Origin of the sequence: Treponema bryantii (genome assembly GCF_900111035.1) — a bacterium.
Taxonomy (GTDB): domain Bacteria; phylum Spirochaetota; class Spirochaetia; order Treponematales; family Treponemataceae; genus Treponema_D; species Treponema_D bryantii_C.
This window is the reverse complement of sequence record NZ_FOFU01000002.1, coordinates 544,621-559,283: the sequence shown is the minus strand read 5'-3', so window position 1 is coordinate 559,283 and position 14,663 is coordinate 544,621. Positions and strand designations below refer to the sequence as shown.

Annotated in this window: 16 protein-coding genes; 3 read left to right on the top strand and 13 right to left on the bottom strand. The window is 38.5% G+C overall.

The genetic code is table 11. The features are described from left to right. Window positions 1–376 precede the first annotated feature (376 nt). The 10 genes from BMY21_RS06085 to BMY21_RS06040 all read right to left on the bottom strand — a co-directional run bounded on the left by BMY21_RS06085 (window position 377) and on the right by BMY21_RS06040 (window position 7,686). A complete protein-coding gene (locus BMY21_RS06085) occupies window positions 377–1,027 on the bottom strand; it encodes a class I SAM-dependent methyltransferase (protein ID WP_074641824.1) in 651 nt (216 codons plus the stop codon). A 72-nt stretch (window positions 1,028–1,099) separates the two neighbouring features. After that, entirely contained in the window at window positions 1,100–1,564 is a 465-nt protein-coding gene (locus tag BMY21_RS06080; RefSeq protein ID WP_074641822.1) for a GNAT family N-acetyltransferase, read from the bottom strand. Beyond that, complete coding sequence (locus BMY21_RS06075; RefSeq protein ID WP_083379723.1) at window positions 1,564–2,322, bottom strand: helix-turn-helix domain-containing protein; 759 nt, start codon at window positions 2,320–2,322, stop codon at window positions 1,564–1,566. The genes BMY21_RS06080 and BMY21_RS06075 overlap by 1 nt, the downstream gene beginning before the upstream one ends. A gap of 78 nt (window positions 2,323–2,400) precedes the next feature. Next, window positions 2,401–3,198, bottom strand: a complete 798-nt coding sequence (locus tag BMY21_RS06070) for an NAD(P)-binding domain-containing protein (RefSeq protein ID WP_074641820.1) — start codon at window positions 3,196–3,198, stop codon at window positions 2,401–2,403. A 19-nt stretch (window positions 3,199–3,217) separates the two neighbouring features. Further along, a complete protein-coding gene (locus tag BMY21_RS06065; protein WP_074641818.1) occupies window positions 3,218–3,730 on the bottom strand; it encodes a dTDP-4-dehydrorhamnose 3,5-epimerase family protein in 513 nt (170 codons plus the stop codon). A gap of 12 nt (window positions 3,731–3,742) precedes the next feature. Beyond that, on the bottom strand, window positions 3,743–4,246 hold the full coding sequence (locus tag BMY21_RS06060; protein ID WP_074641816.1) for an AAA family ATPase: 504 nt from the start codon (window positions 4,244–4,246) through the stop codon (window positions 3,743–3,745). Between the two features lie 50 nt (window positions 4,247–4,296). Then, window positions 4,297–5,055, bottom strand: a complete 759-nt coding sequence (locus tag BMY21_RS15950) for a CD3324 family protein (RefSeq protein ID WP_074641814.1) — start codon at window positions 5,053–5,055, stop codon at window positions 4,297–4,299. Between the two features lie 74 nt (window positions 5,056–5,129). Continuing rightward, window positions 5,130–6,164 carry a histidine phosphatase family protein gene (locus tag BMY21_RS15945; protein ID WP_074641812.1) on the bottom strand — a complete coding sequence of 345 codons (1,035 nt, stop codon included), beginning with the start codon at window positions 6,162–6,164 and terminating at the stop codon, window positions 5,130–5,132. A gap of 94 nt (window positions 6,165–6,258) precedes the next feature. Further along, window positions 6,259–6,747, bottom strand: coding sequence for an NUDIX hydrolase (locus BMY21_RS06045; RefSeq protein ID WP_074641810.1), 489 nt, complete (start codon window positions 6,745–6,747; stop codon window positions 6,259–6,261). Window positions 6,748–6,894: 147 nt separating this feature from the next. Then, on the bottom strand, window positions 6,895–7,686 hold the full coding sequence (locus BMY21_RS06040) for a class I SAM-dependent methyltransferase (protein WP_074641809.1): 792 nt from the start codon (window positions 7,684–7,686) through the stop codon (window positions 6,895–6,897). A gap of 175 nt (window positions 7,687–7,861) precedes the next feature. Here BMY21_RS06040 and BMY21_RS06035 point away from each other — a divergent pair, with 175 nt between their 5' ends. Together BMY21_RS06035 and BMY21_RS06030 are read left to right on the top strand one after the other, a co-directional pair. Then, window positions 7,862–9,205 (top strand): MATE family efflux transporter, encoded by a 1,344-nt coding sequence (locus tag BMY21_RS06035; RefSeq protein WP_074641807.1) that lies wholly within the window; start codon window positions 7,862–7,864, stop codon window positions 9,203–9,205. A gap of 193 nt (window positions 9,206–9,398) precedes the next feature. Next, window positions 9,399–9,854 carry an NUDIX hydrolase gene (locus BMY21_RS06030; protein WP_074641806.1) on the top strand — a complete coding sequence of 152 codons (456 nt, stop codon included), beginning with the start codon at window positions 9,399–9,401 and terminating at the stop codon, window positions 9,852–9,854. Window positions 9,855–9,894: 40 nt separating this feature from the next. On the opposite strand, the gene BMY21_RS06025 is transcribed toward BMY21_RS06030, so the two are convergent. From BMY21_RS06025 to BMY21_RS06015, 3 genes are all read right to left on the bottom strand, one after another. Continuing rightward, window positions 9,895–10,584, bottom strand: coding sequence for a DNA alkylation repair protein (locus BMY21_RS06025; protein WP_074641804.1), 690 nt, complete (start codon window positions 10,582–10,584; stop codon window positions 9,895–9,897). A 35-nt stretch (window positions 10,585–10,619) separates the two neighbouring features. Continuing rightward, entirely contained in the window at window positions 10,620–11,861 is a 1,242-nt protein-coding gene (locus tag BMY21_RS06020; RefSeq protein WP_074641802.1) for a phenylacetate--CoA ligase family protein, read from the bottom strand. 191 nt (window positions 11,862–12,052) lie between these two features. Continuing rightward, a complete protein-coding gene (locus BMY21_RS06015) occupies window positions 12,053–13,567 on the bottom strand; it encodes a tetratricopeptide repeat protein (protein ID WP_143064170.1) in 1,515 nt (504 codons plus the stop codon). Window positions 13,568–13,701: 134 nt separating this feature from the next. On the opposite strand from BMY21_RS06015, the gene BMY21_RS06010 reads away from it, so the two are divergent. Next, window positions 13,702–14,658 (top strand): hypothetical protein, encoded by a 957-nt coding sequence (locus tag BMY21_RS06010; protein ID WP_074641798.1) that lies wholly within the window; start codon window positions 13,702–13,704, stop codon window positions 14,656–14,658. Window positions 14,659–14,663 lie beyond the last annotated feature (5 nt).

Genomic DNA, 14,663 nt, shown 5'->3' with positions numbered 1-14,663 from the left:
TATCAGAAAAAAGTTCTTGTCAAAAATTGCTCAATTTTGTCTGCCAAGTAAGTAAAAGTATATTCGAGATAAAGAAAAATACCTACAAAATTAGGGTTTTCATGTATTTTGTAGGTAAATAAATGGATTTTGTTATGGGGCAGTTTCTGATTTTACCTACAAAAATGTTAAATTTCCTTTTTTTGTAGGTAAAAAAAACACAAAATCAAATCGATTTCTATAAATTTTTTAAAAAAATACCTACAAAACTGACAATTTTGCCATTTTTGTAGGTATTTTTCTTGAATCAACACTACAGTTCAATCAAAATTTACCTACAAAATCACTAAAACCGACTGTTTTGTAGGTAAATTCTGTAAATAGCCGATTACTATAATTATTTTTTCTTAAAATTCATTACATCAACTCGCTCAAGTATATCAAAGGTTATGATTCCTTTTTTGATGTAATACAGCGTGTGGCACTTTTCCCAGTGAATGCCTTTCTGGCTGCAGGTGCCAGCGTATTCATAACCAAAAGACTGAACTTCATCGATAATCATTTTAAGAGAATAAGTTTTCTTTTTGCCCTCGCGGTCGCGCCAGTTACTTAAGTGTACGGGCAGGATGGAAAGGCAACCTCCAGTTTTCAATACGCGGTGAGATTCTTCAAAAAGCATGTACTTGCCTTTACCGTCGCCGCCGTGAAGTGCATCATACAACAAAACTAAATCCAGAGAGTCATTTTCAAAATCCTGCAGATTGTGAACTTCTTTGTTTATTAAGGTGATATTTTTAATCCCCCGCGCTGCAATCTTTTCACCAACTTCTTTCTGACAAACAGGACTGCAATCAATTCCATAGATTTTTCCATTGGGATAAGCGTTACTCAAAGCAAAAAGATTTTCACCAAAGCCATAACCGAAATCAAGAACTGTGGGACCGTCCTTTTCCGTAAGTGGCATCTCAAGAAATAAATCTCTACCATCAGTTTTTTCCCATAGAGCGATGTCATTGTATAAATGTTCGTTTGTATTTGAATAGTTCATTGTTTTCTCAATTCATAGGGGGAAGTCTCCCCCTCGCTCGCACGTCGTTGCTCGCTACCCCCTCTACGGGCCTCAAACGCCGGCCCGTAACGCCCGCTTTTCATAATACACAAAATCATTGTCACGTCGTACTTCTGTGTATCCCAACTTCTGATAAAACGCATTCGTGCGGATATTCCAGACTGGCGTATCAAGAGTAAATATCTGAACTTCTGGGAACATCGTCTCAATCTGCTGCATCATAAAAATGCCGTAGCCTTTGCGGAAATGTACAGGCGAAACAAAAATTCTGCCGACATTCATTTCATTATCTTTTATAAAAAGAACAGCACCGCCAACAGTAAGTCCGTTATCATCAATCAGCTTATAAAGACAATTCATTCTCGCCATTTTTGTATAGAAGGGAATTGACTTATATCCCGGAGGTCCGCACAACTCAGAAGCACCAACTTCAACATCGCTTTCAAAAGCATGCTTGGAAATACCAACAAGAGTTACAGCATCTGCAGTGCCGGCTTTAAGAAATTGCAAACTCATTACTTTCCCCTTACGACACTATCTGTATAAATAAAAATATCAATGTAGTGAATGCCGTCTTTATCATATTCGTATTCAAAACATGGGATGATGTTTTCCGGGAATTTTTCTTTAAAGCTGCCAGCCTGAAGATATTCCATAATTCGCTGGTAGCCGCCTGGGATTCTTTCAAACGAACGTGCATGTGGATCTGTCACAGTTATTACCGCATATTCTGCCTCGCTGTTTGTGGCATATTCCACGCCCGGGCAATTCGTCTCAAATCCATCTGGAAGTACATATGCCGCGACATAACCGTGAAGCCCAAAACGCATCTGCTGTTCCTGTGATACAAATGGAAAATCCCAGCCAAGGAGCTTAGCATCCGGGCAAGCCGCAAGAAGCCCGCTTGTTTTACCCCAAGCCATCATATAGTTTATAACATCCTGTTCTGGGGATGGTGAAATCATTACATATCGTGCCATTCTGAAGGCTGGCAGCTTTTTGATTTCCACTGGCGAGTATACTTCTTCTTTTGATGTCAGATCTTTTCGAACAAGATCGTCTAGCGAACATGCAAAAATGCTGCACATCTGTGACAGCCTGTCCAGCTCCGGCACAACCTCATCAGTTTCCCAGCGAGACACCGTCTGTCGGGTCACTTCCATCAGTTCTGAAAACTGTTCCTGTGTTAGCTTTTTCTTTTTTCTCAAAAAGCAGATATTATTTCCTAAGTTCATAAGCATTCCTTTCCAGCTGGTAGCTTTATTATTGCACATGATATGCGTCAAATCTACCAACTGATATATGCTTTTTGAGAAATTTTTGTAACATTAAATGTTACACTTAGGCAAAAACTAGAATAATTCTTCTGCTTTCAATGTGGTCTGGCGGCGTTTCTCGAGAGTTTTTTCAAAGAGTTCTCCGGCAATTTCCGGGAACTTTTCATAAATAACCTTTGCTCCTTCTTCGGTAATACCGCCTTTTGTTGCAACTCGTGAAACTATCTCTTCGAAGTTCATATTTTTAGAAAGCATCAATTCGCCGGTTGCGCACATTGTGTTGAGAACCATTGAAACTATCTGTTCATCAGAAATTGAAGTATGCTCGCGTGCAGCCGAACACAGTACATCAAAAATTGAAGCGATAAATCCCGGCATACAGGAAACAAGCTCCGAGCCCATTCCCATTTCATTTTCTGGAAGAAGAATTACATCGCCCATGCATTTAAAAAGCGACATGAGATTTTTTTTATCGTCCTCACTGGCCTTTTCATTAAAACAAAACAGAGTCTGTGATTTTTCAATTTCTGCAGTAAGGCTTGGAATCAGCTTTGCCATTTTATGATTTACAATTTTCTGCATTGAAGCAAAAGACACACTGCCGTTCAATGAAACAATCAGCGTCTCATCGCGTATTGAATCAGCTATTTCTGTAAGCACCTGTTTAATATCAAATGGTGGCACACACATAATAAGAATATCAACCTTCGAGGCAATATCAGCATTGCTTGAACAAACATTGATTTCCGGAGCCAATCCGTTTAATTTTTCAATAGTCCTGTTATAAACGTAAAGCGTTGCATCTGTGTTCTTTGACAATTTTTCAACGAACATTCGACCCATACTTCCATAACCAGTAATTCCAATCTTCATATTTTTTACCTGCCTTTCGCTAGTCTAAAAACGGTGCATTCAAATCATAATCTGAAATATCAGTAACTGGAATCGGAAGCTTTAAGCTGATTTTCTTTTCTGTATAATTTAATTGCTTTGAATGTCCATCCGTGCCGCTCTTGTCGATTGCAAAAAACTGCATCGTGTTATCTTCCATGGCCAGAAATCCATGACCAATTCCAGCTGGAACTAAAACTGCAAGCGCATTTTCTTCTGATAATTCAATTTCTTCCCATTTCAGATAAGTGGCCGAATCCTTACGTAAATCAATAACATAATCCAGGCCTCGACCCTTCACCACCGAAATAAACTTTGTCAGCGGGTCTGCTTCTTCGCGATAATGAATCCCAAAGAAAGTGCCCTTTCTGGACATCGTGTACAGGCGCGATTCTTTTGCTTCAAAACCTTCAATGCCATCTTCATAAACATAAGTCATCGAACCTCGATTATCCGAACAGGAATTGAGTTTGTAAATTTTCACGCAGTCAAAAATTGTTTTTATCAGTTCCATTTACAATTCAGTTTACAGATGCTTTGCAAACTCTGCAATCCTGTCTGCAGTTTCTTCCTGGCTCAGGTTTCCGGTATCCAACTGCAGCGGAAACTTGCCACGGTTGCGGCGGAACCATCGGTTGTATTCAATGTGAGGCGGAATATTGCCTTCATTAAAACCACGCTCAGCCGGGCGGGTAAGCAGGCGTTCCCGAATCACTTCATCATCTGCAACCAGGGTTACAAAGTAAGTTGCTTCAACCTCGTCTGGAATTGTATTTTTGGTGATATAATCCATCGGATTTGTACAGCCGAAAAGCACGAGAGTACGTCCTGCCGCACGACGAACAGCCTCAGCAAGATAAGCATTTGCGTATCCTTCCGGATGATCTGTATTCGCATAATCATGCCAGTTGATTCCGCATTCATCAGTATCGATGCAGGCAAAGATCTTCTCGTCGAGACGTTCGCCCACAAAGGCGCGCATCGTAGATTTTCCGACACCGCAGGCACCGGTTACACATATAATTTTCATAATTTAATCTCCATCAAATGGTGGTTTCGACAGGCTCAACCACCGTATGTTTACTTTCTAATTACAACGCAGTCTTTTACATACTCGCCGTACTTTTTCAAAAAGTCCTGATATTCGTCTTCTTCTGTAATCCAGAAAAGAACCCAGGCTTTTTCATAACCAAGGTCTTTGTAGGCTTGAAGACGATGATTGCCGTCATTCAGAACAAACTCGCCGCCTGTGTATTCAACAAACATCGGTGCGCATTTGTTCACAAAATCCGGAGTTGCTTCGATTGTCTTTTTCAACTCACCAAGCTTATGATCCCACCAGAGCGCATCAACACGATACTTCATTTCTGGTTCAGGGCCCGAGCATCTCTTGAAAAACTTAAGAGGCACAAGAGCCGGACTGAAATAATATCTGTCGCATTTTTTTAAGCCATCAGAAAAAGGAATATTGCGTCCTTCCTCGTTCAAATATAAATGAATCCAGGCATCAAGCTTTTCTGCTTCTGCATATGCTTTTGCCGATTCTAAAGTTGCACTGTACTTTAACATAGAAACCTCCTTCTTGCTGTAAACGATTCTTTTAATCGAATCATAAGAAAGACAGTATTTTTCCATGAGGTCATCAATTGTTTTTCCCGCTTCAAAGTCCGCTTTTATTGCTGCGTTCCTTTCACGGATAAACTGCTGATAACCCGAAGTTTCGCCCCAGGATCTTTTTCCGTTTCCGGCCGGAATATAAATTGTCTCTCCAGAAACATATCGCTGAATCTGTTTCAAAAGAGCTTCCGGAAAAATGTCCTGTGCATTTCTGTACTTCATTCTGTCACCTTACAAAAGAGATTCTATCTCAAGTCCTTTACCAGTTATATATCAAGTTTAATTATATAAGTTTTTTACACAATATGTTTCCTCATCTCCCAACCGAGAAGTTCTTTGTCAGACATTGCAAGAATCTCAGAAGCCGGCAGCCACTTATAATCACAGGTTTCGCCTTCCTGAAGCTGAACCGAATTCTTATCACAATCAGTTATACACAAAAATCTTACATGCCAGCAATATTTGCCAAGGTCTTTACTGAGGAACTCAAGTTTATCTGCAATTACGCCGGTTTCTTCGCGAAGCTCACGGAGTGCTCCTTCAACATCAGTTTCACCTTTAAGTGCTGAACCACCAGCCGTTGCTTCCCACATGCCCGGCCAGTTTTTGTTAGGTGAACGCTTCATCAAAAGGTAAGTTCCATCAACATGACGAACAAGAACCTCACACACAAGATGATAAGCACCCTTTGGGAAATTAGCTTCATCATCGCGAATCAACGTAACGCCTTCAAGTTTTTCATAATCAGAATTATAAGCATCCCAAAGCTCAGGCTTTTTAAAATTCTTTATACTCACACATTTTTCTCCGTCAAACTCAAAGGCAACAATCCACGGCATAACGTCTTTGATTTTTTCAAAATCTTCATAACCGAAAGATTTATCATAATAATTGATGATTGTACTAAGAGCTGTTCCATGAGTTCCAACAGCAATATTCTTACCATCATATTTACGAAGCACTTCTTTCAGCGCCGTAATATTTCTTGTCTGAACTTCGTTAAGGCTTTCTCCACCATCAAGCTTATAATCAAAATCGGCCCACTGATTTCTAGCAAAATCTCCAAAATTATCTATCCATTCAGTACCAACAATCCTTTCATGAAAATCATCAATTGTTTCAATATTGAATCCGTACTTACCGGCAAAATCTTCCATCGTCATTACAGCCCTTTTAAATGGACTTGAAAGTACGACATCAATTTTTTTATCTTCAAGATAATCAGTAACAATTTTTCTGTCCTGCATTCCCTTTGGGGTCAACGGGCGCAATAAATCATTATGATTTGTGAAATCCGGTTCTGCATGTCTGATAAAATAAACTTTTGTCATTTGCAACTCCATATTATTACATAGCAAGTGTTGATTCAGAACCTGAACCGTCACCTAATTCGTTTATTTTCTTTTTATTCCTCCAGGGCTTATACTAGATATGTTTCCGCATCTGCCAACCGAGTAATTCTTTATCTGACATTGCATGAATTTCAGAGGCAGACAGCCATTTATAATCACAGGTTTCACCTTCCCGTAGTTGAATGGAATGCTTGTCGCAATCAACTACACATAAGAATCTTATATGCCAGCAGGTTTTGCCAAGCTCCTTACTTAGAAATTCAAGTTTATCGGCAATAATGCCTGTTTCTTCACGAAGTTCACGAAGAGCACCTTCAATTTCAGTCTCATTTTGAAGTACTGAACCACTCACGCTTGCTTCCCACATATTAGGATAAAGAATTTTATCTGGAGAACGTTTTGTCAAAAGATAAGTTCCATCTATATGACGAACAAGAATCTCGCATACAAGATGATATACTCCTTTCGGAATCTTATCTTCTTGTCCACGAATTAATGTTACGCCTTCAATCTTTTCATAATCAGAATTATATGCATCCCAAAGTTCAACTTTCTTATTCATTTTTTACTCCTTTATTACAGTTTACATTAAAAAGTATAGTTTTGTAATATTCTTAATCGTCACTGTATGGGGACATATGTATCTTCTGGTATAAAGATAGGATGAGTTTTACTCATACAAGGTACTGTCAGTCAAAATATAAACCTCCTATTTTTTCTGTAAAACTGTGATTGCACCGTAGTGTAAAATATCAAACTTCTCGGGAGCGATTTCATCTAGAAGGGCGCGGTGTTCTGCATCCCATCTTGCAAGTTCTTCTGGATTAAGTGATGCTCCAATTCCGCGACTTGCTCTAACACGGCCGTGCCAGCTTTCTTTTGTAAACGGGACCATAAGGTCATATTCTTCGTGTTCAATTTTATCAAAATATTTATAGGCAACATCAGGCACCCAGTTTTCGCGACGTGTTGCACCGCAGCCAGACCATTTAGGACTGTATTTCAAAATCATCTCTTCACTATTGCCTGCAATTTTATCTTCGTATGGAAGCCATGCCATATATAAGATTACAAGCTTTCCGTTCGGCTTAAGAAAATCAGCAAGAACAGGCATAACTTTTTCATGATCAAAATACCAGAAACACTGACACGCGGTGATTACATCAAAGCTTTCCTTTGGAAAATCAAGCTGCTCTGTTGCGGCTGCAATAAAATCAATTTTCATATTGCCATCTGCTGCCAGTATTTTTGCCTGCTCAATCTGCTCAGGAGAAATATCCGTTCCTGTCCACTGAGCACCGTATTTATACATATTGCGGGGAACAACACCGGTACCGGTTCCAAGATCCAGAACTTTCTGACCGTTTACGCAAAGTCCACGATCTATAATTTTCTTATAAAATTCTTCCGGGTAAATATCGCGGAACTTTGCATATTCTTTAGAAGTTTTACCCCAGTCAAAGGCTTTTCCGTCATCAATTCTCTTGTCTCTGATTTCCATGCTGTGTTCTCCTTCTGAAATAATATTGCAATAATCAGGCTTTCATTTGATTTTTTTAATACACTGAAAGAAGTGCATTTCATAATTGTATCATCTGCGATAAGCTTACTCAATTAAAGTTATCCTTTAATATTTTTTGTAGCATAATAAGATAAAAAGTTCTAAAGTAGACTTGATGAATAGAAAAAATCAGCTTGATATGACTCATGGGTCGATTTTCGGTAACCTTTTGAAATTTTCGATACCCGTAATTTGCTCGAATTTTCTTCAGCTTGTCTTTAATGCGGCGGATGTAGCTGTTGTTGGACAATTTGCTGGTGACGCTTCTCTTGCGGCAGTTGGTTCATGTACCTCTCTTATCAATCTTTTGATAAATCTTTTTATGGGACTCGCAATTGGAACTAATGTAATTGCGGCCCGGCATTTTGGTGCAAAAGATTCTGATAAAATTCAAAAGACGGTTCATACTTCCATTGCGATATCGATAATCTGTGGCGGCTGTATTACTCTGCTCGGACTTTTTCTTTCTAAGTTCATTCTGATTCGCATGCATACGGTAGAAGAGGTTTTGCCACTTTCTGCCCGATACCTTCGAATCTATTTTTCCGGTATTACGGCAACAATGCTGTACAACTTTGGAAGTGCCCTGCTCCGTGCAAAGGGTGATACACAACGTCCTCTTTATATTCTGTTCAGTGCAGGGCTTTTCAATCTTCTGCTTAATCTTTTATTCGTTATCGGATTTAAGATGAATGTAGCGGGGGTTGCCTGGGCTACGGTTATTTCGCAGACTTATTCGGCTGTTTTTGTGCTTATACTTTTAATCCGTGAAACAGATGATTTTCATTTTGACTTCAGAAAATTTGCTATTGATCGAGAAAGCTTTATTGAAATCATAAAAGTTGGTTTGCCTGCCGGACTTCAGAGTGTGATGTTTTCTATTTCAAATGTACAGATTCAGTCTTCAATAAATCAGTTTGGAACAGCACTGATTGCCGGAAATTCTGCGGCCGTTAGTCTTGAAGATTTTCTTTATCAGATTATGAATGGTTTTACTGCCGGTACTTTAACCTTCTGTTCACAGAATATTGGAGCAGGGAATACAAAGCGTATAAAAAAAGAAGTTGTGATTTGTGTTCTTTGCACGGCAGTAACCGGACTTATAGCCGGCAGTCTGTTTTATATTTTTGGAAGACAGCTGCTTTCAATTTATACAAAGAATCCTGATGTAATAGAAGCGGGACTCAGCCGAATGGCTGTTACCTTCCTGCCGATTTTCATCTGTGGAATTATGCACTGTCTTGGAAACTCAATCCGTGGAATCGGGCATTCAGTTATGCCTGTTATTTCGATAATGCTGGGTTGCTGTGTATTCCGTGTTTTCTGGATTGGTGTGATTTTCCAGATGCCCCAATTCCATTCACCATTTACAATTTTTGTAAGTTATCCGCTCAGCTGGATTATTACATCGCTTGTAAATCTGATTTTTTATCTTTATTATAAAAAAGACTTAAAATAAGAAAACAAGTACACTTTCTTTGTTCTCACATGCATTATGACAAGAAGCCGCAATGCAAGGATATCTTCCAATGCCTGCTATATGAAAATCGGCTATATTCTTCGCGGAAAGCTCTGTACCTTAGGCTAAAAAACTGGCTATTTCCCTATTCTATGATATAATTTTAAAATATTTAAGAATAAATGGAGTTAAAATGAAAAATCGAAGTGTAGCTTTTGTAATCAGAAATAAAAAGATTCTTGTAGAAAAATTAAATTACCCAAGCGAAGGAAAGGATGATTTCTATTCAATTCCCGGTGGCGGAATAGAAGAAGGCGAAACACCTGAACAAACTGCCATCCGCGAACTCAAAGAAGAATGCGGCCTTGATGGCACAATAGTTCGCAAGCTTTCTGAATTATACAATCATAACAGAACAGAATATGCCTTTGAAGTAAAAGTCCCGGATGATCAGGAACCGATATTAGGCTACGATCCTGAAGAAGAAGGAAATGAAAATCCACCGCTTAAAGAAGTATTATGGCTTGGTCTGGATGAACTTTCAGAAAAAGACCGTGCATTTTTGTGGGGTTATGGCCTTATGCAGGTTCCGGGCTTTTACGAAGAAGTAAAAAGCTGGGGCGACGAAATCAGTTATCCAGGTAAATAATGCATCAGTAATTGTACAAAGCTCTTGGACAATAATTATTTCAGATTTTAACTTTTAAAGAACGCAGATATTCTTTTCTTTCATCCGGTACGCGGAAACTTTCACAGGCTTTTTGAATTGCTTTATTGTGAGTCCAGTTATCCAGACGGTGAGTCTGAATATACTTCACAGCACAATCCCACTGCTTGGTCAAAGCTTCTGCAAACAACCAGGCAGTCATCATATTTACATAATATTCGTCTGAGCGTAAGTCAGCAGGTAAATCCAGATATTCAGGTTTAAAATCATCATCAAGATAATTTGACATTAAGATTTTCATACCGCAGCGGCGGGTATATGTTGCTTCTGAAGAAATCCATTTCTGTACAAGGCCAATCAGTTCGGCGCGGTGTTTCTTAAAGCAAGTGGGATTTACACCATCATTTACAGCCCAGTTATCAATATATGGCATAAATTTTTCAAGGGCAGACACACAATCATCAAAATCTTTAATCTTGTTTATCAGCTGAACATGCAGGATATTTTCTTCGTTATAAAAATGGGGAATGGTATTAAGAAATTCAGGAATTACAGGATCATCTTTTATTCGCTTCAGAATATTTTTATACTCTGGAGCGCGTATGCCGATAAACTTTTCCCGTGGCAGGGTTGGAATCAGTTTTGCTGAAAAATCGGCATACTTTTTATCTTCATATTCAAATAGCAGCTGTTGTAGTTCTGTGATTGTCATAGAACTATTATACAGCTGGCTATTATGAAAATCTATTAGTCGAAACGCTTGTCTTCGATACGCTTTGTTTTCTTTTCGCTGCGTGGAAGTTCACCGATTCCAACAATTTTTACTTCAGGAGTCATGTTGTACTTCTGTTTGAAGTTGTAAGTCATTGTGAGGGCTGCTTCTGTGCGGTCTGTACCACCTTCAACTTCTACAAAGATTGTCATCTTATCTTTTCCATCAACGTGCTCGATAACTGCGCGGTATTCGCTTGAAGTTCCTGGAACACTGCGGATTACGTCTTCGATTGTACTTGGGAAGATGATGTTTCCCTTAACCTTTACCATGTCGTCGCTGCGGCCCATGATTGGTGTGATGCGTGGGTATTTTGAACCGCACTTGCATTCGCCTGGAATAAAAGCTGCAAGGTCGTGTGTGCGGAAGCGGAACAGTGGAGCACCTTCTTTTACGAAAGTTGTAAGAGTGATTTCTCCAAGTTCTCCCTCAGGAACAGGTTTTCCAGTTATAGGATCGAGAATCTCAATATAGATGTAATCATCAAAAATATGGATTCCTTCTTCGCCCGGACAGTTGATACCAATACCAGGTCCGTAACATTCTGTAAGACCGTAGATATCAAAAAGTTCAATACCAAGAATATCCTTAATGCGGTTGCGCATTTTTTCACCCCAGCGCTCAGAACCGATAATACCCTTCTTAAGGCAAATCTTGTCCTTGAGACCGCGTGTTTCAACCTGTTCTGCAAGGAGGAGTGCATAAGAGGATGTAGCACAGATTACTGTAGATTTAAGATCCTGCATCATCTGAAGCTGCTTTTCTGTATTACCTGGTCCCATTGGGATAGCCATTGCACCAAGTTTTTCACAACCAGCCTGGAAACCGATACCTGCAGTCCAGAGTCCATAACCTGGTGTAATGTGAAGGCGGTCTTTGTTTGTGATTCCAGCCATTTCATAACAGCGTGCAAACATTGTAGCCCAGTCTTCAACGTCTTTCTTTGTATAAGGAATGATTACTGGAGAACCTGTTGTTCCGCTTGAAGAGTGGATACGTACAATCTCTTCTTCTGGAACTGATGCGAGTCCGAGTGGATATGCATCGCGGAGATCCTGCTTAGAGCAGAATGGCACGAGATTTTCAAAATCTTCCTGAGTTTTAATATCTTCCGGATTTACATTCTTAAAGCGCTCTGTATAAAAAGGATTTCCGCAAGCCTTAACGCGGCGAATCTGAGCGCGAATCTGTTCGAGTTGTAAATTTGTTAACTTCATAAGATGTCTCCTAATTCTGATACGTGTCGGCAAGCACAGCTTGCCTCTGAGCCATTCTTTCGATAATCCTAAAACGACCCGCTGTCGCAGCTCGTTTTTTAACGGATTCTCGATTTTAGGCTAGTTTCTATTTACAGTAACATAATAACATAGTGTTATGTATCTGTCAATAGAAACATGTGAGGTATCGTTTATTGGTTTAAAAGCTTTTGTAAGTCAGATAAATCTTTTTTTAGGGTTTTATCGTTTGGAAATAATTCAAGCCCTTCTTGTACAATTTGAAGAGCTTTGTCGTATTTTTTTGAATTTGCTTCTTTTGCAAAATTATTATGAATTATAGCAATTGAATTACTGTAGAAATACTGACGCATATTTTTGATTTTAGGATTTTGTGGAAGCTGCGTGAGTGCTTCGTCAGCTTTTTTAATTCCCGTCTGATATTCTTTTTTATTCATGTATTCGTTAAGTATTTCCAGCCATGCCTGTTCCAGATAAAGTGCACCTCGCTTTTGGAAAGCCCCTGACTGATAATCTTCTAAGGATAATAATTTATTTATAATATCAATCTTTAGATCAGGAGAAGCATTTTCCGTATTTGTTGAGAAAAGAATATCAGCTTTGATTTCTTCTGATTTTAAAAGTTGCTGTGGAGTTACATATGTTTCGAATTGATTAAATGATTTTAATGAAAGAGGATAATTCTTTTCCTTTCCACAAAGAACCTGAAGGTTAATGAATGCATTATCCATGTTTTTCTGTAGAAAAGGAGTTATACCCCATCGGTCTATAAAGTTTGTAAACCATTCAACAACTTCATAATAGAGACTGGCATTACCTGGATTTATATTTACATAATTAGCAGCAAGAACATCAAATTCCTGCCGAACATCACTTATTGCTTTCGAATTCTCATTACGAACAACATCATAACGGGCTGCAGCTAAAGGAACGCCATGATTATAGTCGCCTTGTTTAATACAGTCTGTACAAATATTTCCAGCAATTAATCCTGCAAAAACTCCGTCACTGACTTCTAAACGATTAGAGTAATACTTCTTAGGAACGACATAATATTTCTTTATGTTTTCTTCGTTTTCGATTGTTTCTTTTGTTCCAGGATTAAAACCATAAGGATTTGTTGTTTCTACATCTATTTTAATTAATTGGCCCTGTGTTGTTGATGGGATATAAACAGAACAAAAAGCATGCTGTGTAGTTTTCTGTCCGCGGACATCAAGGCCAGCTGCTTTTGCTGCAGCAAGATAAAGCATAGCTGATGAAACACAATTGTAAACTCCTGTTTCTAAAGCTACATCTATGCGTGTTTGATCTAAGTTATACTTTGTCAGATAATTTTGATAAAGATATTTAAGAATTCTACGTCCACGCTCCTGAACATCGAGTTCCATAAACAAATCTGCTGTTACATCCGTCTTTATTGATTCAAACTTTTCTAAACATCGAATACCAGTTTCAGATTCAAGTGGACATTCTGAAAATAAAAGTGTCAGTTTAAAAATTTCATCTGAAGAATATTTTTCTTTGCTTGTTGCGACGAGAACTTGATCCAATGTAAATGAAGGCTCAATTGAGGGATGTTGTATTCTATTGTTTTGGGCAGAGATAGTTTCTGTAATTGAAATAACTAATATAAGCAATATTAAACGAAAAATAGAGATAGAAGATGTGCGTTTACAAAAAATCATATGACTAATTATATCAGCGAGAATCCAAAATGTTGAGTGTTTTATTATTTATAAAACAATCTTGACAGTGTTAAGATTAACCACTATATTCCATGATATAAACTTAACATTGTTAAGATATAAGGAGATTTATAATGATTAAAATTATTCTGAAAAAGCTCAGCACAGCTCTGTTTTTAAGTACTGTAGTTCTTTTTAATCTGTGCGCTGAACTTAATATAATTCCAATGGCAGAATTTGGAGCACTTCAATTAAAAGATGATAATTATCTTTTTAGTCCGTCTGGTACCCTGTTGTTTAAATATCAAAAAGATGAAGAGGATAGTTCGAATATGCCGGATGTAATTGCAGCAAGTCTTTCTTACGGACAGGACATAATTTCAAAAGGTCTCGAAGATTTTGAAGAAAAGCAGTTTCATTCAATGGATGTTTTTGGAAAGATTGGATTTGGAAGGAACACTTTTTTATTAAAAGTGACAGGAAGGGGAGCTCATCCTTTTGAATCATATAAGAACTATGAAGGACTTTTGTTTTACAGCCGTGAACTTATTAAAAATGATTCAATGACGCTGGCAGTAGGTGGGGGACTCGCTGCTACAGATACAGGAATTGTAATTGGCGGGATTGATATTTTTGTGGTGCCGCTTCCTATGGTTTATTTTGCGTACAAAAATCAATTCATAAAAACAGAAATGGAATGGACGGGACTTCCTATGATCAATCTGATGCTGTTTCCGGAAAATATGTTTCGTATACGCTTAAATGCGGCTCTTGCCGGTTTTGATTTACCTGTTGATTTGCAGTGGGATTGTGCACTCAGCTGTTATCCTGTAAAAAAAGAGCCATTTAATGAACTTGTCAGTGTTTCTGCAGGTGTGGCAAGTAATGTGAAGAAGCTCCGTATAAACACTGAGAACTCGTTGAAATATCAGTATTACTCTGTGTATGGAGAACTCAGCATTACAGCACTTACAATTTGCGGCGGTTATTCATTTGGTGGTAAGCAGATTTTGAGAACAAAAGGCGACAAGTTCTCAAAGGATTACGACGGTGGCTTTTATGCAACAATTTCCGGAATGTATAAGTTCTAATAAAG